Raw genomic sequence first — 23,320 nt, forward strand, 5'->3', positions numbered from 1 at the left:
GGGAATGGGCAAGGGGAGGGCATGGCGTCGCTGCGCTGAGGCAGGTCGCCGGGGAGGAAGGGAGTGAACCGCAGCCGGCGCGAGGTCGGGGTGCGTGCTGGCGGCGGCTGGCGGGCAGCCCGGCACCGGCTCCGGTTCACCCCCGGCCCGACTGGGCCGGAGATGACAGCCGGCTTAGATCTTGCCGACCAGGTCCAGCGACGGAGCCAGGGTCTTGGCGCCTTCCTTCCACTTGGCCGGGCAGACCTGGCCAGGATTGTTGGCCACGAACTGTGCAGCGGTCAGCTTGCGCAGCGTCTCGGTGACGTCGCGGGCGATGGAGTTGTCGTGGATTTCCAGCGTCTTGATCACGCCTTCCGGATTGATGATGAAGGTGCCACGCAGGGCCAGGCCTTCTTCTTCAATATGCACGCCGAACGCGCGGGTCAGCTTGTGGGTCGGGTCGCCGATCAACGGGAACTGCGCCTTGCCCACGGCCGGCGAGGTTTCGTGCCACACCTTGTGCGAGAAATGCGTGTCGGTGGTGACGATATAGACCTCGGCGCCAGCCTTCTGGAAGGCGGCATAGTTGTCGGCGGCGTCTTCCACTTCGGTCGGGCAGTTGAAGGTGAATGCGGCCGGCATGAAGATCAGCACCGACCACTTGCCCTTCAGGCTGGCCTCGGTGACTTCGATGAAGTTGCCATTGTGGTACGCATTCGCCTTGAACGGCTGGACCTGGGTGTTGATGAGAGACATTGAGTTTCCTCGTGCGGTAAAAGGGGGCGGGGGATGGAACAGGCGCCATGGTAGGCAGGATCGATAGATTCCTCAAATCGATTGATGGAATTACATAGATAGTCTCTGGCTATCGACTCGTCAGATGGCATCTGGCGCAATCGCGGTGCACGCCATCGTCGATAATGGTCAGCCGATGTTGCGTGTAGGTGAACAGCCCGTATGTCCGACGATCTCGCCGCCATTCCCGCCGATCAGCTGCTTCGCCGCGCCGACGGGCGGATCGAACGCTGCGATGCCGAGGCACTGCTGCTGCACGCGCTGGGCCGCGATCGCGGCTGGTTGTTCATGCACGGGCGCGATGCGGTGCCTCTATCGATCGCGCAGGCCTTCGATGCCTTGGTGCAGCGCCGTGAGGCCGGCGAGCCGGTGGCCTATTTGACCGGCTCACGCGGATTCTGGACGCTGGACCTGGCGGTCTCGCCGGCCACGCTGATCCCGCGCGCCGATACCGAAGCGCTGGTCGAGCTTGCGCTGGAGCGCCTGGACACCCTGCCAGGCCGTCGTGTCGCCGATCTGGGGACCGGCAGTGGCGCGATTGCGCTGGCCATCGCCAGCGAACGTCCGCAGGCGCAGGTGATCGCCACCGATGCGAGCGCTGCGGCGTTGGCCATGGCCCAACGCAACGCCGACAGCCACAGCTTGCGCAATGTCGAGTGCCGCCTGGGCGGCTGGTTCGCGCCCTTGGCTGGCGAGACCTTTGACCTGATCGCCAGCAACCCGCCGTATATCGCCGCGCACGACTCGCACCTGCAGCAGGGCGATCTTCGCTACGAACCGGCCAGTGCGCTGGCCTCCGGCAGCGACGGGCTGGACGATATCCGCCTGATCGTGGCCGATGCGCCTGCGCATCTGCTGCCGGGCGGCTGGTTGCTGCTCGAACATGGCTGGGACCAGGGGGCAGCGGTGGCCGAACTGCTGGTTGCGCGCGGTTTCGCTGCGGTGGCCACGCATCAGGATCTGGAGCAGCGCGATCGGGTGACCTTGGGGCGCTGGTTGCCAGCTGCGGGCCAGGGCGGCTGAGCAACTGCCCGCGCGCTATTGTCGGGAGACGAGGGCCGCGCGTTCCGAAGCGGAGTACGTGCGTTCGATAGAGCGGTTGCGCGCATCGAGTGCGCTCGCCCGCCGGTAAGCGCAGAAGGTTGGGTGCGCTCTTCAGGGCTTGGCCCATCACGGCGAACTCTTCTCTTCGAATCGCATGGCGTTGCCCGTGTGCGTGCGCAGCTGCCGATACACTAGCGGTTTCCCGCAGGACCGACGCATGCGCACGCTCTATCCCGAGATCACGCCCTACCAGCAGGGCAGCCTGAAGGTCGACGATCGCCATACGCTGTACTTCGAGCAGTGCGGCAATCCGCACGGCAAGCCGGTGGTGATGTTGCATGGCGGCCCCGGCGGCGGATGCAACGACAAGATGCGGCGCTTCCACGACCCGGCCAAGTACCGCATCGTGCTGTTCGATCAGCGCGGTTCCGGCCGCTCTACGCCGCATGCCGATCTGGTGGACAACACCACCTGGGATCTGGTGGCCGATATCGAACGGCTGCGCACGCATCTGGGGGTCGATCGCTGGCAGGTGTTCGGGGGCAGCTGGGGATCCACGCTGGCGCTGGCCTACGCGCAGACCCATCCGCAGCAGGTCACCGAGCTGGTGCTGCGCGGTATTTTCCTGCTGCGTCGCTTCGAACTCGAATGGTTCTACCAGGAAGGTGCCAGCCGCCTGTTCCCGGATGCGTGGGAGCATTACCTCAACGCGATTCCGCCGGTGGAACGCGCCGACTTGATGTCTGCATTCCATCGCCGTCTCACCAGCGATGACGAGGCCACGCGTCTGGCTGCGGCCAAAGCCTGGAGCGTGTGGGAAGGCGCCACCAGCTTCCTGCATGTCGACGAGGACTTCGTCACCGGACATGAAGACGCGCACTTTGCCCTGGCGTTCGCACGCATCGAAAACCATTACTTCGTCAACGGCGGTTTCTTCGAGGTCGAAGACCAGTTGCTGCGCGACGCGCATCGCATTGCCGACATTCCCGGCGTGATCGTGCACGGCCGCTACGATGTGGTGTGCCCGCTGCAAAGCGCGTGGGACCTGCACAAGGCGTGGCCGAAGGCGCAGTTGCAGATCAGCCCGGCATCGGGGCACTCAGCGTTCGAACCGGAAAACGTCGATGCCTTGGTGCGTGCCACCGACGGGTTTGCGTAAGCGAGTGCATGCGCATCGATCAGAGTTCGCTTTGGTCGATCGGCATGATCACTCTGCCGGACGCGCTGAGGTGCGATGACATACGCATGACGTGTCGGAGCGCGCTTGCGCGCGACGCGGCGTTACCGGTAACGCTCCATCGCGCGCAAGCGCGCTCCTACTGATTGCAGATGTTCAACGCGGCTGCGATGCAGCCGCCAAACGCTGCTGCTGCTCAACGCACCAGCAAGGCATCCGCCAGCGGCGGCAGAATGCGCGCCAGGCGCGCTGCCCAGGCCTGTTGCCCGGCCGCGTCGGCAATCAGGTCCTGGCGGATTTCCAGTTCGACATGCAGCAGGCCGCGGCCTTCGCCATACACCGGGATGGCGTAATCGGTGGCGTCGCTGACTGCATACGGCTGGTTGTCGCCCACCACCAGGTCGGGTTCTTCACGCAGCGCCTGCAACAGGCGATGCGCCAGCCGCGTATCGCGGTGGTAGAGCACGCCGGCATGCCAGGGCCGCGCGTTTCCGGCCATGACCGGGGTGAAGCTGTGCATCGACACCAATACTGTCGGCTGATTGCGCTGTGCACGCGCCTCCAGTTCGGCCGCGATACGTGCGTGATACGGCGCGAAGATCGCATCGATGCGCTGCTGCCGGTCGCTGTCGGTCAGCTGCTGGTTGCCCGGAACCAAGGTGCCGTCGCTGACCGCAGGCATCAGGCTGGGTGCGTCGTGCGGACGGTTGCAGTCGATCACCAGGCGCGAATACGTCTGCGCGATGGCGAACGCATCCAGCGCCTCGGCCAGCAGCCGCGTGACCTGCGCAATGCCGATATCCCAGCCGATATGACGGTCCAGTTCGTATTGCGGCAGGCCCAGGTCGGCCAGTCGGGCCGGCACGCGCTGGCCGGCGTGGTCGGCGATCAACAGCCACGGCGATGCGGCCTGCGCGTTGTGCACGGCGAACGGCGCCGGATCGTCGGTACTGAGCAATGGTTCGGTGGCTGCGTCAGCCACGCGGGGTGCCGTCCAATGCATGATCGACCAGATACAGGCCGGCCCACAGCTTGGGGTCCATCTGATAGCCCTCGGCCATCTTCTGCACCAGCCAGGCGCCGACCTGCGCGCGCGGGATTGCATGCACGGTGATGTCTTCGCTGGCATCGCCGCCGCCATCGCCGACCTTGCGCAGACCGGTGGCACGCACGAAGGCGATCTTCTCGCTGCTGGCACCGGCCGAGGTGGGGCCGATCATCAGCACTTCGGCATGCTCGGCGGTCCAGCCGGTTTCTTCTTCCAGTTCGCGAATGGCCGACAGTTCGATCGATTCATCGGCATGCACGTCGCCCACCAGCCCGGCCGGCATTTCGATGGTACGTGCCTGCAGCGGCACGCGGAACTGCTCGACGAACAACATCGCATCGTCCGGCGTCACCGCCACGATGATCGCCGCCAGGCCGCCGGCATGCACACGTTCGGAGTATTCCCAGGTGCCACGCACGACCATGCGCTGGTACTTGCCTTCGTAGACCACGGTGGGCGGGGTGTCGTGTCGGTTCATGGGCGGGGACCTTGTGCCAGGGAAGCGGGAGGAAACGGTGCGGGGACGCCGGTGCTGGCGGCCAGCAGACGGCGCCGGGTGAGCGGGCCGAAGCGCAGGCTCTCGCACAACCCGGTCAGCATGTCCGCATCGGCGTGCGCACGCGTGAAGCCGGTCTGGGTGAGCGCCAGCGGCGCGTCGAGCGCGATGGTGGTGAGCTGCCGCCACAGCAATGCGTGTTCGCGCTGTTCGCGCAGCCGCACCGCCATTTGCGCCGCGCCGCGCAGGCGCAGGAAGGGGATTTCGTCGATGCGCTCCAGCAGCGCATCCAGGCTGCCGAAGTGCGCCAGCAGCACTGCTGCCGATTTGGCGCCGATGCCGGTCACGCCGGGAATGTTGTCGATGGCATCGCCGCATAACGCCAGATAGTCGGCGATCTGGTGCGCATGCACGCCATGGCGCGCCTTGACCCCGTCCATGCCCCAGCGCTGGTTGCGCGCGTAGTCCCACTGCTCGTCATGCTCGAGCAATAACTGCGACAGGTCCTTGTCGGCCGACACGATCACCCCGCGCAAGCCGTGCGCCCGCACGCTGTGCAGCGCGCTACCGATCAGGTCGTCGGCCTCGTAATCGCGGTGGGCCAGCACGCTCAGCCCGAGCGCTGCGCACAGCGCCTTGCAATGCGCGAACTGGCGGCGCAGCGCATCCGGCGCAGGCGTGCGGTTGCCTTTGTAGGCCGGGTAGATCGCATGCCGGAAGCAGCTGTCCAGGGCTTCGTCAAAGGCAATGGTGATGTACTGCGGATCCTCGCGTTCGAGCAGGTCCAGCAGAAACCGCGCAAAGCCGTGCACCGCATTGGTCGGCCAGCCCTGCGCATCCTGAAATTCGTCCGGGATGGAGTGCCAGGCACGGAACACGTACAGGCTGGCATCCACCAGATACAGCGGGGTCGGGCGCTGGATTGCCAGTGGCGCAGCGTCGAGCGGGTTGGTCGGCGTGGTCACGGGGTCCAGTCGCGCAGCAGCGCACGCGGGTCCGGGCGCTCGCGTTCGGGCACCTGCATGCGCGGCGTGCCGATGTGGATGAAGCCGGCGATGCGTTCGTTGTCTTCCAGGCCCAGGTAGCCCGTCACCGCCGGGTCGTAGGCCATCCACGCGCTCAACCACTGCGCACCGAAGCCGTGCGCCTGGGCGGCCTGCAGCAATGCAAAACAGACGCAGCCGGCGGTGAGCAATTGCTCCTGCACGGGCACCTTGTGCTCCGGGCGCAGCGAGGCGATCACCACGATCACCACCGGCGCGTCGCTGAAGCGTCCGCGTTCCTTGGCAAGGGTTGCCGGCGATGCCAGCGGGTCGGCGGCCAGGGTGCGCTCGGCAAGAAAATCCCCCAGCGCAGCCCGCGCCTCGCCGCTGATGCGCAGAAAGCGGAACGGCACCAGCTTGCCGTGATCGGGCACGCGCACCGCCGAGGTGAGCATGCGCAGCAAGCTGTCTTCATCCGGCCCGGGGGCGCCGAGTTGTTTGGAGGGAACCGAACGGCGCGCGTCCAGCGCCTGGAGCGAATACGGTGCGTGCATAAATCCGGGTCGGGGCAACGAGGCATTGAATTATAGACGGCCTCTTCCCAACGCCCGCCGCATCATGTCGGCGGGGGCCAGTGGCCCCTCTGCGATTCAACCTCCCGTGCCCATCCAGTGCGTTGTCCAATGACCCAGTTTGTTGCTACCGAACCGCTGCCCAGCCGCAATCCGGACCTGCTCGATCAGGTCCGCGAGGTGGTGCTGGTGCCGTTGGCCGACGCGTTTGTGAATGTGCAGGACGCGCTGGCCGAGGCGTTGTTCCGGCTGGCGGCCGACGCGGGCGCGGCGCAGAACGATTTCATGGAAGCGATCCAGGCCCTGCGCCAGCAGCGCGAACCGATCACCGCACGCTTTCGCGGCCATCTGGCCAAGGCGTGGCAGGGGTTGGAATCCGGACGTCCGCTGTCGGCCGAGCGCACCCTCGCTCGGGGCGCCGCCGGCCTGACCCTGCTGCCGGAGCAGGACCTGGACGTGCGCCTGGCGGTACGCAACCTGGCCGGCGCGCTGCAGCACCAGTGGCGGCCGGAGCTGATGCGGCTCAATCGGTATTTGGGTTTCATCGCCGGTGGGCTGCGCATCGATGGCGACAGCAATCCGTTCGGGCCGGAGCATCTGGGCGTTGCGCTGTACGAGGCGTTCCAGGGCGTGACCCTGGCCCCCAAGGTGCATCTGGCGGTGATCAAGGTCTGCGAGCAGCAGCTGATGGCGCGCGTCGGCCAGCGCTACGGCGAGCTGGAACAGGCGCTGGCCCAGGTCGCGCGGCTGCGCGAGCTGCCGCAGGCACGCCAGCGTCAACGCGGTATTCCGCGCCAGGACGCCGCCGCCAGCGACGAGAGCGCCGAGGCGCCGGACTGGATCGCACGCTTCTTTGCAGACTGGTCGGGCGGGCAGGGCGCACTGGTCGGCGCACAGGTGATCGATGTGCATCTGCGCAGCGACCGCGAGGTGCTGCCGGCGGGCCTGCACCAGTTGCTGCAGCACGCACGCCGCCAGCGCGAGCCGGATGCCGCCACGTTGACGCCGGGGCAGCAGCGGCTGCTGTCGCCGCGCGAGGTGGTGTCGGCGCTGTCGCTGCTGCAGACCATGCCCGGCGCCAGTTTCGAGGTCATCGACGGCACCCATCTGGGCCTGGCGCGCGGTTTGCGCCAGCAGTTGATGCGCGCTGCCGCCTCGCTCGGCGTGGATCCGGCCACCACCCAGCTCAACCCCAGCGACGAAGATGCACTGGATCTGATTGCGCTGCTGTTCGAGGCAATCCTGCTGCAGAGCCATCTGTCGCGGCAGCAACGCGACATGCTCGGCCAGTTGCTGGTGCCGGTGGCCAAGATGGCGATGCTCGATGGCCACCTGTTCGTGCGCGATGGGCATCCGGCCCGGCGCCTGCTCAACCTGCTGGTGGACGCCTGCGACGGCAATGGCGGCGAAACCGCTGCCGAACAGGCCCTGCTCGCCCAGGTTGCGGCAGCGGTGGACACCGTGGTGCGCGACTTCGACGAGCATCCATCGGTGTTCCTGGCGCTGGAAGCCGAATTCGGTGCGCATTACGAGCAGTACCGGCGCCGGGTCGAAATCGCCGAGCGGCGCGCCAACGAATTGCAGCGTGCCGAAGAACGCCGCGAGCGTGCGCGCAGCATCGCCGCGCAGGCGCTGGCCGAGCGCTTGGCGCGCGGGCCGTTGCCGCCGGTGGTGGAACACTTTTTGAGCCGTGTGTGGCACCCGTGCGTGCAACAGGCCGCGTTGCGCTCCGACGGCGCCGGCCCGGCCCTGGACGCCGCGCTGGCGCTCGGCGACGCGGTGCTGCTGCAACTTGGCCGCGTGCACGGCGATGCCGCACTGGAAGCGCATCGTCCCCAGCTGCTGCAGGCCTTCACCCTGGCCGGGCTGGGGCAGCGCGAGGCCGAACAGGCCCTGCAGGAACTGCAGCGCGCGCTGCTGCCGACCCAACCTGCGCCCGCTCCGGAAGCACTCGCGCCGACCCTGACCGCGCTGACGCTCGCGCCCAGCCCAGCCGACCCGGTGGCAGAGCCGCTGACGCCGATGCTGGATGCCACCGCACAGGTGGAATTCGACCGCATCACTGCAGATTTCTTCCGCGTCATGGCAATCGGCACCAGCCTGGACTTCATCGACCGCGAGGGCCGCGTGCAGCCTGGCAAACTGTCGTGGATCAGTCCGATTTCCGGGCGCCTGATGTTCGTCAACCGGCGCGGTGGGCGGCTGTGCGTTTCATCGCCGGAAGAGCTCGCGATGATGGTGTGGCTGGACCGCCTGCGCCTGCACCGCGACGACGACGCCTTCTATAGCGCGATGCAGGACGTGGTGGACGGGCTGGAAGCGCCCCCGAAGCTGAAGGCTTAACACCCGCAGGCGCAGAATGATGATCGGCAAGCTCCACCGCGATGTTGCGAGCTAGGATGGCCGCTTGACACGCAAACCCTGGGCGGTCACGAGTAAAGTGAGTAAAATGTCACACTTAACGGATGCGCGAACCGCCTACCATGCACAGGCGGAATTTGGGGCCGCGTCTGTTTTTTCTCGTTCGAAAATTTTCACGCCTGCAGAGGCGGGGAGCCTTTGCGCATGACTTTTCAGCCCAGTCCGTCGGGACATCCGGGCCGTGACCAACGCTTGCTCGAGCAGGCGCACGACGTTTTCGTGCCGGCGCTCGCGCAGGTTTTTGCTGCTGCAGTTGCGCATTTCGACGATGTGCTGTTCGACCGTGCCGAATCCGCTGGCGCCTCGCAGTTGCTGTTTCTCGATGGCATGCGCGAATTGCGCCGCAAGCGCGAAGAGGTCGCCCGCCAGTTCCGCCAACAGCTGGAAGATGGCTGGCAGGCGTTGGTGCTCGGCACGCCGTTGTCGGCCGAAGTGGTGCTGGCCGGCGACATGGGCACCGGCCCGCTGAGTCTGGTGCCCGAGCACGTGCTCGAATCGCGGCTGGCAGTGCGCAATCTGGCCACGGTGCTGTTGCGCGATTTCAAACAGGTGCTGGCACGGGTGGACCGCCGCCTGGGCTGGATCGCCGGCGGGCTGGAGTTGATGGCCGACACCAACCCGATTGGCCCCGAACATCTGGGCGTGGCGATCCACGAAGCCTTCGCCACCTGCGACCTGGCGCCGGAAGTGCGACTGGTGTTGATCAAGCTGTGCGAGCGCGATCTGGCCGAGCCGATCGGCAAGTTGTACGCACGCCTGGACGAAACCCTGGCCAAGGCCGGGGTGATGCCGGAAATTTCGCAGGCCAAGCGCGCACCGCCGCGCATGCAGTCGCGTGGCGAGATGCCGGATGAGCGCGTCCAGGCCGAGCCGCAGGGCGGTCACGCCGAGATGGGCGGCGACAACCAGGGTGATCAGTACGCACCGGCCTGGGCCAACCGTTTTCTTGACCGCTGGGCACATAGCCGCGGCCGCATGCAGGCCGCGACGCAACGCGGCCATGCCGATGGCGGCGGGGATGGCGGCATGGACGGCGAGGCCGACCATCCCGGCGGCAGCCAGGGCATGCTGCTCGAGGCGCTGCACGAATTGCTGCAACAGACCCGCAGCGTGCGCGACACCGCCGCGTCTGCCGCCACCGTCGCGGTAGGGCAGCAACGCCCGTTGAGCCAGCGCGAAATGATGTCGGTGCTGTCGCTGCTGCAGGCCACGCCCAGCGCGACGCTGCAGGCGGCCATCGGCGACGACACCGAATCGCTTGCGCAGCGGTTGAAGAACGAGGTGCTTTCCAGCGCCACGCGACTGGGCGTGGACCCGGCCACCGCAAAACTCGACCCGATGGACGAAGATGCCATCGACCTGGTCGGCATGCTGTTCGATGTAATGCTGGACGAGCGCGATCTGGAAAATCGTTCGCGCGAAATGATCGGCCGCCTGGTGGTGCCGTTCGTCAAGGTCGCACTGCTGGACCGCAAGATGTTCGTGCAGAAGACCCACCCCGCGCGGCGCCTGCTCAACTCGCTGGCCGAGGCCTGCGAAGGCAACAACGGCGACAGCGCTGCCGAGCGCGTGCTGATGGGCAAGGTCGAAGAAATCGTCGACCGCCTGGTGGCCGAATTCAACGAAAATCTGGCGATCTTCCTCACCCTGGAAGAAGAATTCCGCGACTTCCTGTCGCAGCACCGGCGCCGGGTGGAAATTGCCGAGCGTCGTGCCACCGAAACCCAGCGCGGGCAGGAAAAGCTCGAACTGGCGCGCAGCCGCGCGCTGTCGGAACTGGAGCAGCGTGCGCCCGAAGGCGCGGGCCTGCCCAAGGCGGTGGACGACTTTCTGCGCCAGCCGTGGCTGCATCACCTGACCATGGCGATCCTGCGCGACGGCGAGGAAGGTCCCGGCACCATCGAGGCCCTGGCGGTGGCCGACGGCGTACTGGAAGAACTGGCCGAAGCGCGCCGTCATATCGTCGGCAAGCCATGGCTGCAGGTCTGGCAGCCGGCGTTGCACCGCGTGTTCGCAAGCGTAGGCCTGCACGGGGATGCGGTGGTGGTGGCGATCACCGCCTTGCACGACACCTTGCAGGCGATCGCCGAAGCGCGCCCGGAACTGGAAAAAGCCCTGCCGGAACTGCCGCAGGTCAATCTTCCCCCACCGGCTACCGAAAGCGTCAGCGTGGTGCTGGGTGCCGAAGCGGTCGCGCAGAGCATCGACAGCGCCGATGCCGAACGTTTCCGAGCGATGGATATCGGCACGTGGCTGGATTTTGTCGACAAGGACGGCAAGGTGCAGGCCGGCAAGCTGTCGTGGGTGAGCCCGATTTCGCAGCGTCTGCTATTCGTCAATCGACGCGGCGTGCGTTTCTGCGTCGCCTCGCCAGAAGAACTGGCGGTGATGGTGCGCCTGGGCCGCCTGCGCGAGCACATCAACGACGGCGCCTTCGACAGCGCGATGCAGGGTGTGATCGATCGACTGGATCCGTTGCAGAACAACAGCACGGTGCACTGAGCGGTCCCACGTGCGTATGTGATTAACGGCCGTGCGCTTTCGACGCTGCGGTGCAGGGCGCAAGTGGCTGGACCCATTGCACAACCGCGGTGCGGTGCGTTGAGCGATTCAAAGCGCGTGTGCGGCCGCCAGGCTGCTCGCTTCCCACAGCGCGATGCAGGCTGTGACCGACCTGCCGGCCCGATGACTTGGCGATGCAGTGCCTTGAGCGATCCGGCGTGCGTGCATTTGCCGAGCGGCGCGGTGGAATAGGGAAAGCGCGTTCTGCGGTGCGATGCCTTGCCACTGAGTCCATGCTGCTGAGGTGCTGCGCTCGGAGGCAGCTCACGCGCAGGACAGACACTGCAATTAAATAAATGAGCTGCGTCGCTTGTTTGCCCAAGACCTCATCGATGCGCGCTGCGATGACTGCTGCCTCGGGCTGCGGCCACAATGGCAGAGTTTCTCGTATTTCTTCAGATCATGCCGGCCCGATAAATTGCATCGCCCGCTCGATCACCGAGGTGTGGTCGACCATGCGGTTATGGCCTAGCCCTTCGGTGGTGAACAGCTGCGCGCCCGGCCACAGGCTGGCGAAACGCGCGCCTTCGTCCCACGGCGTTTCGCGGTCGCGACGGTCGGGGATGATCAGCGCCGGGCGATCGAACTGCGGCAAGCGCGGCGTCGCATCGAAATCGGAAAAGCGCTTGCCCGTCAGGTCTGCCAGCCAGTTTTCGAACGGTGCGAACGCGGCAGGCGCAATACCGAATGCGCGAAACTGGCGCTGCGCACTGGCGGCCGGCGCCAGCAACGGTGCGATCAGCACATAGCGCGCAGGGCGCCACACCGGGTCGTCGGCAAATACCACCGAGGCCGCGCCGAGCGAGTGGCCGATAAATGCGGCCGGGCGGCCGAAGCGGCTGCCGATGACACGCAACATTTTCACGAAATGCGGCATGTAGCTGATTCGTCCGCCGCTCAAGCCGTGCGCCGCCTGGTCGAACGCCACGACCGCATAGCCGAGTGCGCGCAACTGCGGCACCCAGGCCGCAAAGCGCAGCGCATAACTGGCCCAGCCATGCGACAGCAGCACATACCGCTGCTGCGCCGGATCGCCCCACTGGTACATGGCGATGTCGATGTCATCGATCCGCAGCGTGTGACGCTGCATGTCGGTCAATGTGGCCGCGATCGTGGCCGCCTGCCGGCGCCCAAGCGCTGCCGGGGTGACGAAGCGACGTGCCAGATAGCGGCCGGTGGGTCCAGGAGCCAACCGACTGGCGCCGGCCAGGGAGCCGCGTAACAGGCGCCTGCGCAGCGTGGCGATGGATGAGCTCATGAGGCATGTCCTGCAAGGAGAGGCGGCATCTAGTCGATGACAAGATGTGCCATCAGTCTGGTGCGCGTATCTTGTCAACGTCAAGATGGTTTGATCCACTGTTGTTTCCATAAGCGAAGCTGCCCATGCCGCCCTCGTCCGCCACTGCTGCCTACCACCACGGCGATCTGCCGGCCGCGCTGCGGCGGGCAGGCTGGGACTTGCTGGGCGAGTCCGGTTTGCGCGGGCTCACCTTGCGCGCCTGCGCGCGCCGCGCCGGTGTGTCGCACGCCGCCCCCGCGCACCACTTCGGCTCGCTGGACGGGCTTTTGGCGGACGTGGCGGCTGACGGTTACGAGCGCATGCTCGCGCGCATCCTCGCCACGCAGCGTGAGGTGGACGACCCGTTGATGGGCTGCGGGCTGGGCTATATCCGGTTTGCGCTGGAGTTTCCGCAGCATTTCCGGCTGATGCTTGGCCTGGATGTGCGTGCGTTGCGCTGGCCACGCTTGACCGAAGCCAGCGCTGCGGCGATGGCGTGCCTGCGCGAGACGGTGCGTGCGCAATGGATTGCCCGGCACGCTAGCGACCCGGGCGCCGCGTTGCTCGAGCAGCGCACCGTGCTCGCTTGGAGCGCCGTACATGGTTACGCCTCTCTTGCCATCGACGGGAAGCATGAGGCGTTGCTGGGCGTTGCCCCCGAGCTGGTGTTTGCGCCGCTGCTGAAAGGGTTGTTTGAGCCTTAGTGCGCCCTCTTCGACGATTTTCGGAGCCTCGACGGTCATGCCGGGACTGCAAGGCGCTAGGAGATGGGCTGGAGCGCGATGAGGCGTGCCTTCAACGTCGGCATTGCCTGCACCTGCACAGCCGCAAGGGTCTCGAATACGATCTGACGCCGGCATGACGTGTTTTGAAGCGGAATGCGCATTCGACGCGGAATACGTGCCGGTTGCGCTCTTGTATGCGGCAGCCGGCCCCCGTTTCCCAGCGAGAGCTGCGGCCACGCGGTCGTTGATTTGCAGGGCAGGGCGATCACGCGTGCGTGTTGACGCCGGAATCAGCGCTGTGCCGCAGGCAACATCCATGATTTGCGTATCGTCCTGCTGGTGTGCCGGCGCGTATCGCGCAGTACAGCTGCAGCGCCGTCGTCCAGAACGATTCTGCGAGTTGCCTCGGGTAACTCCCCGAAACTCGTCATCCAGCTCACGGGTGCCACCAAGCCAAATGCGCGCTGGACCGATGCGTCAGCGGCAGCTCACCCTCGGCCACTGACGCTCTCGCCGAGAGAATGATCCAAGCTTCGCTACCTGCGCGCGCACCGCGCTCTGCTAGCATCGCCGCGACTGGGCGCAAGACCGGAGCAACCCATGGCTGTGCAGGTGCTGGTACTGAAAGAGCAGGCCGCCGGCGAACGCCGTGTGGCCGCGACGCCGGAAACGGTCAAGAAACTGGTCGCGCTCGGTGCCGGCGTGTGGATCGAACCGGGGGCCGGCCGGGCCAGCAGCATGGACGATGACGCGTATCTGCAGGCCGGTGCGCAGCCTGCCGGCGCCGACGCCGTGGCGCAGGCCGAGATGGTGCTGTGCGTGCAGGCGCCTTCTACCGACACGTTGCTCCGGTGCAAGCCGCACGCGGTGGTGATCGGCATGCTGGCGCCGGATGCAGACCCTGCGCGTGCGCAGGCGTTTGCCGCGCGGCAATTGATTGCGTTTCCACTGGAGCGCCTGCCGCGCACCACGCGCGCGCAGTCGATGGATGTGTTGAGCTCGCAGGCCGGCATGGCCGGCTACAAGGCGATGCTGATTGCCGCGCAGCTGGCGCCGCGCTTTTTTCCGATGCTGACCACCGCGGCCGGCACCATGCGCCCGTGCAAGGTGCTGGTGATCGGCGCGGGCGTGGCCGGCCTGCAGGCGATCGCCACCGCCAAGCGGCTGGGCGCGCAGGTGGAAGGCTTCGATGTGCGGCCGGAAACGCGTGAGCAGATCGCCTCGCTGGGTGCGCGATTTCTGGACCTGGGCGTGAGCGCTGCCGGCGAAGGCGGCTACGCGCGTCAACTCAGCGACGACGAACGCGCCGAACAGCAGCGTCGTCTGGCCGAACACCTCACCGGTGTGGATGTGGTGGTGTGCACTGCAGCGGTTCCGGGCCGGCCGGCACCGAAGATCGTGACCACCGAGATGGCACGCGGCATGCGCGCCGGCAGCGTGATCGTGGACCTGGCGGCGGAAACCGGCGGCAATTGCGCGGCCACCCGCCCGGGGTAGACGTATGACCTCGACGGCGTGGTCATCGCTGGCCCGCTCAATCTGGCCAGCCAGGGCGCAGTGCATGCCAGCGAGATGTTCGCGCGCAACGTGTACGCCTTCGTCGCCCTGTTGATCCAGGACGGTGCGTTGACGCTCGACTGGGACGATGAGTTGCTGGCGAAGACGCGGTGGTCGGCGCCGGCCGCAACCACCGCCTAGGCGTCGCAGAAAGCTCGGTGCGCGCAATCCGACAAGGACAGCGCGCTAGCGCATCGCGAGCCGTCGTCAGCCCGGCGCTGACGTGCGATGCGCCAGGCAGGTTGAGGCGTGGCGCGGTCAGTGATTTCGTCGTTGTCGTTGCAACCGACGATGTAGCGAAGCCATCGATGCAACACGGGTGTTGGCGTGCGAGGCGGTTGCTGCGACGTGTTGCAGCTGCGTGCGCTACCAACGTTACGCCACCTCGCGCGCGGGTACGCGGGGTGCGCGTCGCTGCATTGGGTGGCCGTCGCGCGCTGCAAGATGCCAGGCGCGACGGCTGATCAATGGCCACCGCCCATCGCAACCCTGCGCGGCGCTTGAACAGGCGGCATCGTCCGCCGCGTCCGCGGCGCAATTCCTGCCAAACATCAGTCCTCGACCGGCGGATGCTCGCGCAACCAAGCGCTGCGCTCGGCCGGGCTCATCTTCTGCCAGCGTTGCTGCAGTTCGTTGCGCTGTTGCGGGTTGAGCGTGCGCATGCGGTCGAACAAGGCCTTGGCCTCGCGGCGTTGCTCCGGACTCATGTTGCGGAAGCGGTCCATGCCGGCCTTGGCCTGCTTGCGCTGCTCGGGCGTCATGTCCAGCCAGCGGCGGGCGTGCCGGTACATCCTGGGGCGTTCTTCGGGCACGTCGTCCCAGCGCTCGCGCAGCGCATCGATCATGACCTGGCGTTGCTGCTTGGTCAGCTGGTCCCACTCGGGCATGGGCGTCTCGTCACGGGGGCCCTGGCCGCGTGGGCCAGGCGCGTCCATGGGCGCACCCGGTGGAGGAGGTCCGGGCGGGCCGTCCTGAGCCAGCGTGGAGGCGCATGGCCCGGCGCTCAGCAACAGGGTCAACAGCAGGCGGGTGGTGTGGGTCATCGTGCTTATTCCATGGCCAGGGCGGTGTCGGAGCCGAGCCAGACATACAGGTCCGGGTTCTGGGCCAGCAGGTCGTCTGTCTCGGTGGTGGCGCTGGTGCTGGCGCTGGCAACCGACGAGGTCGGCGCGGCGCCAGATGAGACGCTTTGGCTGGGGTGCAGCTGCAGGCCGATGCCGATCGCCAGCAGGCCCGAGCACGCGGTGGCCAGCAACCAGTAGCCGCGCCGGCCGCGCGTGGATGCCGGGGCGTGGCGGGCCTGGCGCAGGCGCGCCAGTGTCTGCGGCGGCAGGCTGGTCAGCGCGGTGGCATGCAGCCGGCGCAGCTGCGCATCCAGCCGGGCGGTGTCGTGGGAGCGGTTCACAGGAAATCCTCGAACTGTTTTTGCAACGCGTCGCGCGCGCGCGACAGGTGGGTTTTGACCGAGCCTTCGGAGCAGCCCATCGCCTTGGCGGTGGTGGCCACGTCCAGGTCTTCGAGCACGCGCAGGGTGAAGGCTTCGCGCTGGCGCGCCGGCAGTGTGCGCAATGCATCGACCAGCCGTTGGTAGGCCTGTTGATGCTGTTGTTCGTCGACCGGTCCGGTGCCGGGGTCGGCCCAGTCGATCGGGCCTTCGTCGTCGGCGCGCTCGGCCGGTGCCCAGAACTTCAGGCGGAAGCTGCGTCGCCGCTGCAGGTCGATGATGCGGCTGCGCAGGATGCTCCAGAACAGCGGCGTCCATTCCTCGGCTGGCCGTTCGCGATAGCCCAGCAGCTTCACCATGGCGTCCTGCACGGCGTCCAGCGCATCTTCGCGGTGCCGCAGGCCGGCCTCGGCAAAACGGAACGCACGCGGCCCGATGCCGGCCAGAAAGGCGTCCAGCGACACCGGCGCGGTGGCGGCCGGTGCGGTAGCTTGCGGATCGAAAGGAGTTCCCACCAGCACAGCGTAGCTTCCGCGGAGACGATACGACGTCAACGGGCGAGCGCGGATTCGGTTGACAGGCGCCCGCACGGGCGTGGCGTGGGTATGATCGGCGGGCCGCACCGACCAGTGGAGCCAGAGACGATGAGCGACGGATTCGTAGCGCTGTACATCTTCATGCTGGCGGCCATTGCCGGCCACGTGATCATCTCGCGGGTGCCGGTGATCCTGCATACGCCGCTGATGTCCGGTTCCAACTTCATCCACGGCATCGTGCTGATCGGGGCGATGGTGGTGCTGGGGCATGCCGACACCACGTTGGAAAAAGCGCTGGGATTTGTCGCAGTGGCGTTAGGTGCGGGAAACGCGGCGGGGGGCTACGTGGTCACCGAGCGAATGCTGGAGATGTTCAAGTCCAGCAAGAAGTCGCCTGGCGGGGATAGGTCATGAACGTCTCCACTGCCGAGTTGCTGTCGTGGGTGGTCAAGTCCAGTTACCTGGTTGCAGCCACCTTGTTCCTGCTCGGTCTGCAGCGGATGGCGTCTCCATTGAGCGCGCGCAGCGGCATCCGTTGGGCCGGGCTGGGCATGTTGATCGCCACGGTGGCCACGTTTTTCCTGCCCGAGTTGCACAACGTGCCGCTGATTCTGGCGGCGTTGGCGATCGGCACCGGCGTGGCGTGGTGGTCGGCCAAGAAGGTCGCCATCACCGACATGCCGCAGATGGTGGCGCTGTACAACGGCATGGGCGGCGGCTCGGCGGCGGCGATCGGCGCGGTGGAACTGCTGCGGTTTTCGTTCTTCGCCAATCGCGACACGGCGCATTGGAGCGCCCAGGCGGTTGCGGAGCTGGCGGCGCGGCAGCCGGACACCGCCATGGTGGTGCTGGCGGTGATCGGTTCGGCGATCGGGGCGGTGTCGTTGTCGGGGTCGATCATCGCGTGGGCCAAGCTCGATGGCCGGCTGGACCGGCGGATGACCTTCCCGGGGCAGCAAGCCTTCAATCTGGCGGTGGCAGTGGCGGTGCTGGCCCTGGCCATCTGGGCGGCGGGCAGCCTGCAGCCGTTGGCGATCATCGCGTTCTTCGTGGTGGCGTTGGCCCTGGGCGTGCTGATGACGCTACCGATCGGCGGTGCCGACATGCCGGTGGTGATTTCGCTCTACAACGCGTTTACCGGGTTGGCGGTGGCGTTCGAGGGGTATGTACTCGGCAACGAGGCACTGATCATCGCCGGCATGATGGTCGGCGCGGCCGGCATTCTGCTGACGCGGTTGATGGCCAAGGCGATGAATCGTCCGATCAGCGGGGTGCTGTTTTCCAACTTCGGCGGTGGCGGGCAGGCGCAGGAAATCAGCGGTGTGCAGAAGCCGATCGAGGCCGGCGATGTGGCGGCGATGATGGCCTTTGCCGAGCGGGTGGTGATCGTGCCCGGCTATGGCATGGCAGTGGCGCAGGCACAGCACAAGATTTGGGAGCTGGCGCAGCGCTTGATGGCGCGCGGTGTCAAGGTGAAGTTCGCGATCCATCCGGTCGCTGGGCGCATGCCGGGGCACATGAACGTGCTGCTGGCCGAGGCCGGTGTGCCCTACGATCTGATCGCCGACATGGACGACATCAATCCGGAATTTGCCAGCACCGACGTGTCGTTGGTGATCGGTGCCAACGACGTGGTCAATCCGGTCGCCAAGACCGATTCGGCCAGCCCGATCTACGGCATGCCGATTCTGGACGTGGTCAATTCGCGCAACACGGTGGTGATCAAGCGCGGCAAGGGAACCGGCTTTGCCGGCATCGAGAATGCGCTGTTCTACGCCGACAACACGCGCATGTTGTACGGCGATGGGGCAGAAGCCGCTGGTGCGCTGGTGAGTGAATTGAAAGCGCTGGATGGCAGCGGGCATTGAGTGTTGGTGTGTCGCCAGGCGCGCTCAGACGCTTGAGGCAACGCAGGGTCGGTCGTGTCCTGTTGCGTTACCGGAGGCGCTTACACGCGCGGATCAAAGCCGGGTGAGTCGAAGGCGCGGCGCCCTCACCGTTTGCGGGACGCGCCGTAAATCCGTCCCTGGAGTCTCGATGGCGGTATCCATGCCGCCACGGAGCTTACAAGGACGTACTTGCAGCGTGTCTGGCGATGGTGGGCAGGAAAGGGGCCCTGCGGCAAACGCGCAGCGCGTTTCCATGTATCTCTGATGAGAGCGATGGCGTTTGACGAGCCGCGGTGCCCGAATCTGTGCAGCTAACGCATCAGCTGCAACGACGTCCGACGTTGGCTACTGAAACAATCGCGCCTGCCTCAGCGCGCCGCCCACCAGGCCACGAGCAGTGCCGCGACATAGCACAGCAGGTCGAAGCCGTTGTTGGCCAGTTGCAGCAGCGTCCAGGCCAGGCCGGTGCCCATCTTCTGGGCCGAGGTCCACGGGTCCAGGCCCAGCGGTCCGCCCAGTTGGGCCGAGGCGATGCCCCAGTTGGCGCCTGCGATGATCAGCGCGGTCGCCACGACGGCCACGCCGATGCGCAGCCGGCCGGCGCGCAGGGTGCCCAGGCGCAGCATCCAGACGATCTCCAGCGCCACGACCACGGCCATCCAGCCGGCCTGGTTGCCCAGGGCCAGGGCGATGAGCAGCCAGGCGATGAGGGCGGTGACGCATCCCAGCAGCAGGAGCGGGGGCCAGAGCCAGTGGACAGTTCTGGCGGACGCGGTGGTGGGCGGCATTGGAGCTCCTGACAGTGCGCACATGATAGACGCGCGCCGGCCTCTGCGACGCACGCCACGCCACGGCAGTGCGGCCGATGGAATGCAGCGTCGTCCCCGGCTGGCACGCTGGCCGGCGGCGGTAGCGTCGTGGTCGGCTAGAATGGCCGACTTGCGCGCGTCCGGCGCGGCCCCATATCCAGCCCATGTATTCCCGTAGCAGCGAACCCGTCCAGTTCGAACGCGATTGCGATGCCGTCATGGTGCCGCAGGGCGATTCGGTGACCCTGCCCGCAGGCAGTTACGGCTATATCACCCAGGCGCTGGGTGGCAGCTATACCGTCTTCGTCGAAGGCAATCTGTTCCGCATTGCCGGCAAGGATGGCGATGCGATCGGCAAGGAGCCGCCGCCGGGGCTGGAATTGCCCGCCAATGCCAGCGACGAAGAGGTGGAAGCGCTGGTGTGGCAGCAGCTGCGCACCTGTTTCGACCCGGAAATTCCGTTCAATATCGTCGATCTGGGCCTGGTCTACGAGGCAGTGGTCAGCCATCGCGAAGAAGACGATCAGCGCCGGGTCGACGTCAAGATGACGCTGACCGCGCCCGGTTGCGGCATGGGCGAAATCCTGGTCGACGATGTGCGCAGCAAGGTCGAAATGATCCCGACCATCGCCGAGGCCGACGTCGAGCTGGTGTTCGACCCGCCGTGGGGCCGGCATATGATGTCCGAAGCGGCCCGTCTCGAGACCGGCATGCTCTGATCGTCACGCGCCATGTCCACGATGTGGCGCTGCGTCCTTTCGCCCGCCATACAGGAATCTCCCGGTGTCCGTGTCCTTCGCTTCCACCCGTTCTCCGTCGCCGCGCAGCGCCGACGAATTGTCCGTGATCCTGGCTGCGCCCGGTTTCGGGTTGCATTTCACCGACCACATGGTCGCCATCTCCTGGAACAACGAGCAGGGCTGGCACGACGCGCAAGTGCGCGCGTACGGCCCGCTGCAGCTGGATCCGGCAGCGTCGGTGCTGCATTACGGGCAGGAGATCTTCGAAGGCATCAAGGCCTACCGGCACGCCGACGGCTCGATCTGGACCTTCCGTCCGCAAGCCAACGGCGAGCGCCTGCAGCGGTCGGCGCGCCGTCTGGCGCTGCCGGAATTGCCGGTGGACCTGTTCGTGGAATCGCTGCGCCAGCTGGTGGCCGTGGATGGCGGCTGGGTGCCGTCGGCGCCGGAGACCAGCCTGTATTTCCGCCCGTTCATGATTGCCGATGAGGCCTTCCTGGGCGTGCGCGCGGCGCACAAGGCCTCGTATTACGTGATCGCCAGCCCGGCCGGCCCGTACTTCGCCAAGGGCGTGGCGCCGGTGTCGATCTGGCTGTCCACCGAATACGCACGTGCGGCCAAGGGCGGGACCGGCGCGGCCAAATGCGGCGGCAATTACGCCGCGTCGCTGCTGCCGCAGCAGAAGGCCTATGCCCAGGGCTGCTCGCAGGTGTTGTTCCTGGACCCGGTGGAAGGCAAGTACATCGAAGAACTCGGCGGCATGAACGTGTTCCTGGTCTACAAGGACGGCACGTTGGTGACCCCGGAACTGTCCGGCAGCATCCTGGAAGGCATCACCCGCGACAGCATCCTGCAACTGGCCCGCGACCGTGGCATGCAGGTGATCGAGCGCAAGGTCGCGATCGACGAATGGAAGCAGGGCGTGGCCTCCGGCGAGATCACCGAGGTGTTCGCCTGCGGTACGGCGGCGGTGGTGACCCCCATCGGCGAGCTGAAGGGCGAGGGGTTCGCGGTGGGCGATCTGTCCGCGCCAGCGGGCCAGGTGACCATGTCGCTGCGCCAGGAACTGACCGATATCCAGTACGGCCGCGTGCCGGACCGCCACGGGTGGTTGGTGCGTTTGTCGTAAGCGGACATATTTCGCCAAACAAGGGCCTCCGTGTGTCAGCACGGGGGCTTTTTTGTTTGCGCAACAGCAAAAAGACCATTTTTCGACCAAGAACAAGTCGAATTCAGCATGAGTAAAGTGTGATTCAAGTCGCGTAGTTAAATTTTGATTTCGAAAAATACAAACTCCGTACTGTCCAGTTCGGTTCCTCTGGGATAGGTTCACTGAACGGATCGATAACAGGGGCGGTCCGGGGCACTGGGCCAGTCGCCATTGCGACGGTTTCGGAACTACCGCTTCGGCGGTTCTCTTGCACTGGAAGGGAATTCGATGTCCAACGCGTCGTTTCGTCCGCGCCACCGAGCGCTCTGCATCCTGGGTGTTTCGGCACTTACCTCGCTGCTGCTGGTAACGCCGGCATTCGCCGGCGATGTCTACCTGGGTGGCCTGGCCACTGCGCAGACCCACCAGAAGTTCATCGTGACCTACAAGGACGGCAGTAGCGCCCTGAGCAGCCCCAGTGTGTTGACGACCTCGTTGCGCACCGCTGCACGTGCGTTGCCGGCCAAGGCCGGCAAGTCGCTGGGCCTGAACAGCGTGCGTCGTCTGGCAGTGGGACCGGAGCTGGTTCAGGCCGACCGCGCGCTGGATCGCGCCGAAGCCGAAACCCTGATGCGCCAGCTGGCCGCCGACCCCAACGTGCAAAGCGTGGAAGTGGACCAGATGCTGTACCCCACGCTGACCCCCAACGACAGCCGCCTGTCCGAGCAGTGGGCCTTCGGCACCACCAACGCAGGGCTCAACATCCGCCCGGCCTGGGACAAGGCCACCGGTGCCAACGTCGTGGTTGCGGTGATCGACACCGGCATCGTCAGCCATCCCGACCTGGACGCCAACATCCTGCCCGGCTACGACTTCATCAGCGATGCCACCGCCGCGCGCGACGGCAATGGGCGCGACAACAATCCTGCCGACGAAGGCGACTGGAACTCGACCAGCGGGTGCGCCACGTCCAATTCCAGCTGGCACGGGACCCATGTCGCCGGCACGGTGGCGGCGCTGACCAACAACACCACCGGCGTGGCCGGCACTGCGTTCAACGCCAAGGTGGTGCCGGTCCGCGTGCTGGGCCGGTGCGGTGGTTCGCTGTCGGACATTGCCGATGCCATCATTTGGGCCTCCGGCGGCACCGTGAGCGGTGTGCCGGCCAATCCCAACGCGGCTGAAGTCATCAACATGTCGCTGGGCGGCGGTGGCACCTGTTCGTCCACGATGCAGAGCGCAATCAACGGCGCAGTCTCGCGCGGTACCACGGTGGTGGTGGCGGCCGGCAACAGTGCCGCCAACGTGTCCGGTTCGTTGCCGGCCAACTGCGCCAATGTGATCGCAGTGGCGGCCACGACCTCGGCCGGTGCCAAGGCCAGCTACTCCAACTACGGCAGCGGGATCGACGTCTCCGCGCCAGGGTCGGGGATCCTGTCCACGCTCAACAGCGGGACCACCACGCCGGGCAACGCCAGCTACGCTTCGTACAACGGCACCTCGATGGCGGCGCCGCATGTGGCCGGCGTTGTTGCCCTCGTGCAGTCGGTTGCGCCCACCACGTTGACGCCTGCCGCAGTGGAAACACTGCTGAAGAACACCGCACGCGCCTTGCCGGGTGCCTGTTCGGGCGGTTGCGGTGCGGGCATCGTCGATGCCGATGCGGCAGTGACGGCGGCCATCGCCGGCAGCAGTGGCGGTGGCGGAACCGGCAACACCTTGACCAACGGCACGCCGGTGACCGGCCTCGGCGCGGCCACGGGCGCGGAGTTGAACTACACCATCTCGGTGCCGGCCGGCAGCGGCACGCTGACGGTCTCCACCAGCGGCGGCAGCGGCGATGCAGACCTGTACGTGCGGGCCGGTAGCGCGCCGACCGACACCGTCTACGCCTGCCGCCCGTATCTGGATGGCAATGCCGAAACCTGCAACATCGCCTCGCCGTCGGGAACCTATTACGTGCGGATCAAGGCTTACAGCACGTTCTCCGGCGTGACCCTGACCGCCAGCTACTAAACGCTGGATCGCTGCACGCGTTCCCTGGCATGACGTCAGGGAACGCTGCCACCATCGCTTCAACCCCATTTGCGATACCTCGCCCAGGTCTGCCG

20 protein-coding genes and 1 pseudogene are annotated in these 23,320 nt (G+C 66.5%); 11 read left to right on the plus strand and 10 right to left on the minus strand.

Annotated elements, in window-relative coordinates; all coding sequences use genetic code 11:
- Nucleotides 1-174: 174 nt before the first annotated feature.
- Nucleotides 175-738, minus strand: a complete 564-nt coding sequence (ahpC, locus tag AMD14_RS05130) for an alkyl hydroperoxide reductase subunit C (RefSeq protein ID WP_003488826.1) — start codon at nt 736-738, stop codon at nt 175-177.
- A 201-nt stretch (nt 739-939) separates the two neighbouring features.
- Between ahpC and prmC the strand changes: the two genes are divergently transcribed.
- Complete coding sequence (gene prmC, locus AMD14_RS05135; RefSeq protein ID WP_011050610.1) at nt 940-1,800, plus strand: peptide chain release factor N(5)-glutamine methyltransferase; 861 nt, start codon at nt 940-942, stop codon at nt 1,798-1,800.
- 238 nt (nt 1,801-2,038) lie between these two features.
- Nucleotides 2,039-2,980: a prolyl aminopeptidase gene (gene pip / locus AMD14_RS05140; RefSeq protein ID WP_003488819.1), complete on the plus strand. Its 942-nt coding sequence runs from the start codon at nt 2,039-2,041 to the stop codon at nt 2,978-2,980.
- 214 nt (nt 2,981-3,194) lie between these two features.
- Here pip and AMD14_RS05145 read toward each other — a convergent pair whose 3' ends face one another.
- Genes AMD14_RS05145 through AMD14_RS05160 form a run of 4 tightly spaced genes read right to left on the minus strand, consistent with a single transcriptional unit; the run spans nt 3,195 to nt 6,079 of the window.
- On the minus strand, nt 3,195-3,980 hold the full coding sequence (locus AMD14_RS05145; protein ID WP_003488817.1) for an N-formylglutamate amidohydrolase: 786 nt from the start codon (nt 3,978-3,980) through the stop codon (nt 3,195-3,197).
- Entirely contained in the window at nt 3,973-4,524 is a 552-nt protein-coding gene (locus tag AMD14_RS05150; protein ID WP_003488815.1) for an NUDIX hydrolase, read from the minus strand. Before AMD14_RS05150 ends, AMD14_RS05145 begins: the two co-directional genes overlap by 8 nt.
- Nucleotides 4,521-5,507, minus strand: a complete 987-nt coding sequence (locus AMD14_RS05155) for a 5'-3' exonuclease (RefSeq protein WP_011050613.1) — start codon at nt 5,505-5,507, stop codon at nt 4,521-4,523. Before AMD14_RS05155 ends, AMD14_RS05150 begins: the two co-directional genes overlap by 4 nt.
- On the minus strand, nt 5,504-6,079 hold the full coding sequence (locus tag AMD14_RS05160; protein ID WP_005915539.1) for a nitroreductase family protein: 576 nt from the start codon (nt 6,077-6,079) through the stop codon (nt 5,504-5,506). The genes AMD14_RS05155 and AMD14_RS05160 overlap by 4 nt, the downstream gene beginning before the upstream one ends.
- A gap of 129 nt (nt 6,080-6,208) precedes the next feature.
- On the opposite strand from AMD14_RS05160, the gene AMD14_RS05165 reads away from it, so the two are divergent.
- Both AMD14_RS05165 and AMD14_RS05170 read left to right on the plus strand, forming a co-directional pair.
- Nucleotides 6,209-8,440, plus strand: a complete 2,232-nt coding sequence (locus AMD14_RS05165) for a DUF1631 domain-containing protein (protein WP_011050614.1) — start codon at nt 6,209-6,211, stop codon at nt 8,438-8,440.
- Nucleotides 8,441-8,662: 222 nt separating this feature from the next.
- Nucleotides 8,663-11,020, plus strand: coding sequence for a PacR family protein (locus AMD14_RS05170; RefSeq protein WP_011050615.1), 2,358 nt, complete (start codon nt 8,663-8,665; stop codon nt 11,018-11,020).
- A gap of 460 nt (nt 11,021-11,480) precedes the next feature.
- Here the strand turns inward: AMD14_RS05170 and AMD14_RS05175 are convergent, their stop codons facing one another.
- Nucleotides 11,481-12,338, minus strand: a complete 858-nt coding sequence (locus AMD14_RS05175) for an alpha/beta hydrolase (protein ID WP_011050616.1) — start codon at nt 12,336-12,338, stop codon at nt 11,481-11,483.
- Between the two features lie 125 nt (nt 12,339-12,463).
- On the opposite strand from AMD14_RS05175, the gene AMD14_RS05180 reads away from it, so the two are divergent.
- Nucleotides 12,464-13,063 carry a TetR/AcrR family transcriptional regulator gene (locus AMD14_RS05180; RefSeq protein ID WP_003488801.1) on the plus strand — a complete coding sequence of 200 codons (600 nt, stop codon included), beginning with the start codon at nt 12,464-12,466 and terminating at the stop codon, nt 13,061-13,063.
- A 621-nt stretch (nt 13,064-13,684) separates the two neighbouring features.
- Nucleotides 13,685-14,782 (plus strand): annotated as a pseudogene (locus AMD14_RS05185) (NAD(P) transhydrogenase subunit alpha).
- Between the two features lie 410 nt (nt 14,783-15,192).
- Here the strand turns inward: AMD14_RS05185 and AMD14_RS05195 are convergent.
- The 3 genes from AMD14_RS05195 to AMD14_RS05205 are packed head-to-tail and all read right to left on the minus strand — an operon-like array spanning nt 15,193 to nt 16,606.
- Nucleotides 15,193-15,684 (minus strand): DUF3106 domain-containing protein, encoded by a 492-nt coding sequence (locus AMD14_RS05195; protein WP_011050619.1) that lies wholly within the window; start codon nt 15,682-15,684, stop codon nt 15,193-15,195.
- A gap of 5 nt (nt 15,685-15,689) precedes the next feature.
- Nucleotides 15,690-16,046: a hypothetical protein gene (locus AMD14_RS05200; protein ID WP_003488794.1), complete on the minus strand. Its 357-nt coding sequence runs from the start codon at nt 16,044-16,046 to the stop codon at nt 15,690-15,692.
- The gene (locus AMD14_RS05205) at nt 16,043-16,606 is read right to left on the minus strand and encodes an RNA polymerase sigma factor (RefSeq protein ID WP_003488792.1); all 564 of its coding nucleotides are present in this window, start codon (nt 16,604-16,606) and stop codon (nt 16,043-16,045) included. Before AMD14_RS05205 ends, AMD14_RS05200 begins: the two co-directional genes overlap by 4 nt.
- A gap of 123 nt (nt 16,607-16,729) precedes the next feature.
- Here AMD14_RS05205 and AMD14_RS05210 point away from each other — a divergent pair, with 123 nt between their 5' ends.
- Together AMD14_RS05210 and AMD14_RS05215 are read left to right on the plus strand one after the other, a co-directional pair.
- Nucleotides 16,730-17,035: an NAD(P) transhydrogenase subunit alpha part 2 gene (locus AMD14_RS05210; protein ID WP_003488789.1), complete on the plus strand. Its 306-nt coding sequence runs from the start codon at nt 16,730-16,732 to the stop codon at nt 17,033-17,035.
- Nucleotides 17,032-18,489: an NAD(P)(+) transhydrogenase (Re/Si-specific) subunit beta gene (locus AMD14_RS05215; RefSeq protein WP_011050621.1), complete on the plus strand. Its 1,458-nt coding sequence runs from the start codon at nt 17,032-17,034 to the stop codon at nt 18,487-18,489. The genes AMD14_RS05210 and AMD14_RS05215 overlap by 4 nt, the downstream gene beginning before the upstream one ends.
- A 389-nt stretch (nt 18,490-18,878) precedes the next feature.
- Here AMD14_RS05215 and AMD14_RS05220 read toward each other — a convergent pair whose 3' ends face one another.
- Nucleotides 18,879-19,298, minus strand: coding sequence for a hypothetical protein (locus tag AMD14_RS05220; RefSeq protein ID WP_011050622.1), 420 nt, complete (start codon nt 19,296-19,298; stop codon nt 18,879-18,881).
- A 185-nt stretch (nt 19,299-19,483) separates the two neighbouring features.
- On the opposite strand from AMD14_RS05220, the gene sufT reads away from it, so the two are divergent.
- The 3 genes from sufT to AMD14_RS05235 all read left to right on the plus strand — a co-directional run bounded on the left by sufT (nt 19,484) and on the right by AMD14_RS05235 (nt 23,225).
- On the plus strand, nt 19,484-20,038 hold the full coding sequence (gene sufT, locus AMD14_RS05225; RefSeq protein ID WP_003488784.1) for a putative Fe-S cluster assembly protein SufT: 555 nt from the start codon (nt 19,484-19,486) through the stop codon (nt 20,036-20,038).
- 64 nt (nt 20,039-20,102) lie between these two features.
- Nucleotides 20,103-21,188, plus strand: coding sequence for a branched-chain amino acid aminotransferase (locus AMD14_RS05230; RefSeq protein ID WP_005915557.1), 1,086 nt, complete (start codon nt 20,103-20,105; stop codon nt 21,186-21,188).
- 309 nt (nt 21,189-21,497) lie between these two features.
- The gene (locus tag AMD14_RS05235; protein ID WP_011050623.1) at nt 21,498-23,225 is read left to right on the plus strand and encodes a S8 family peptidase; all 1,728 of its coding nucleotides are present in this window, start codon (nt 21,498-21,500) and stop codon (nt 23,223-23,225) included.
- The last annotated feature ends 95 nt before the right edge of the window (nt 23,226-23,320 follow it).

The sequence above is a fragment of the Xanthomonas citri pv. citri genome, from assembly GCF_000961215.1.
GTDB lineage: Bacteria > Pseudomonadota > Gammaproteobacteria > Xanthomonadales > Xanthomonadaceae > Xanthomonas > Xanthomonas cissicola.

Coding starts and splice junctions, on each gene's coding strand:
- ahpC (WP_003488826.1), bottom strand. CDS start 738: ATGTCTCTCATCAACACCCAGGTCCAGCCGTTCAAGGCGAATGCGTAC.
- prmC (WP_011050610.1), top strand. CDS start 940: ATGTCCGACGATCTCGCCGCCATTCCCGCCGATCAGCTGCTTCGCCGC.
- pip (WP_003488819.1), top strand. CDS start 2,039: ATGCGCACGCTCTATCCCGAGATCACGCCCTACCAGCAGGGCAGCCTG.
- AMD14_RS05150 (WP_003488815.1), bottom strand. CDS start 4,524: ATGAACCGACACGACACCCCGCCCACCGTGGTCTACGAAGGCAAGTAC.
- AMD14_RS05160 (WP_005915539.1), bottom strand. CDS start 6,079: ATGCACGCACCGTATTCGCTCCAGGCGCTGGACGCGCGCCGTTCGGTT.
- AMD14_RS05165 (WP_011050614.1), top strand. CDS start 6,209: ATGACCCAGTTTGTTGCTACCGAACCGCTGCCCAGCCGCAATCCGGAC.
- AMD14_RS05170 (WP_011050615.1), top strand. CDS start 8,663: ATGACTTTTCAGCCCAGTCCGTCGGGACATCCGGGCCGTGACCAACGC.
- AMD14_RS05175 (WP_011050616.1), bottom strand. CDS start 12,338: ATGAGCTCATCCATCGCCACGCTGCGCAGGCGCCTGTTACGCGGCTCC.
- AMD14_RS05180 (WP_003488801.1), top strand. CDS start 12,464: ATGCCGCCCTCGTCCGCCACTGCTGCCTACCACCACGGCGATCTGCCG.
- AMD14_RS05195 (WP_011050619.1), bottom strand. CDS start 15,684: ATGACCCACACCACCCGCCTGCTGTTGACCCTGTTGCTGAGCGCCGGG.
- AMD14_RS05210 (WP_003488789.1), top strand. CDS start 16,730: ATGAGCGACGGATTCGTAGCGCTGTACATCTTCATGCTGGCGGCCATT.
- AMD14_RS05215 (WP_011050621.1), top strand. CDS start 17,032: ATGAACGTCTCCACTGCCGAGTTGCTGTCGTGGGTGGTCAAGTCCAGT.
- AMD14_RS05220 (WP_011050622.1), bottom strand. CDS start 19,298: ATGCCGCCCACCACCGCGTCCGCCAGAACTGTCCACTGGCTCTGGCCC.
- sufT (WP_003488784.1), top strand. CDS start 19,484: ATGTATTCCCGTAGCAGCGAACCCGTCCAGTTCGAACGCGATTGCGAT.
- AMD14_RS05235 (WP_011050623.1), top strand. CDS start 21,498: ATGTCCAACGCGTCGTTTCGTCCGCGCCACCGAGCGCTCTGCATCCTG.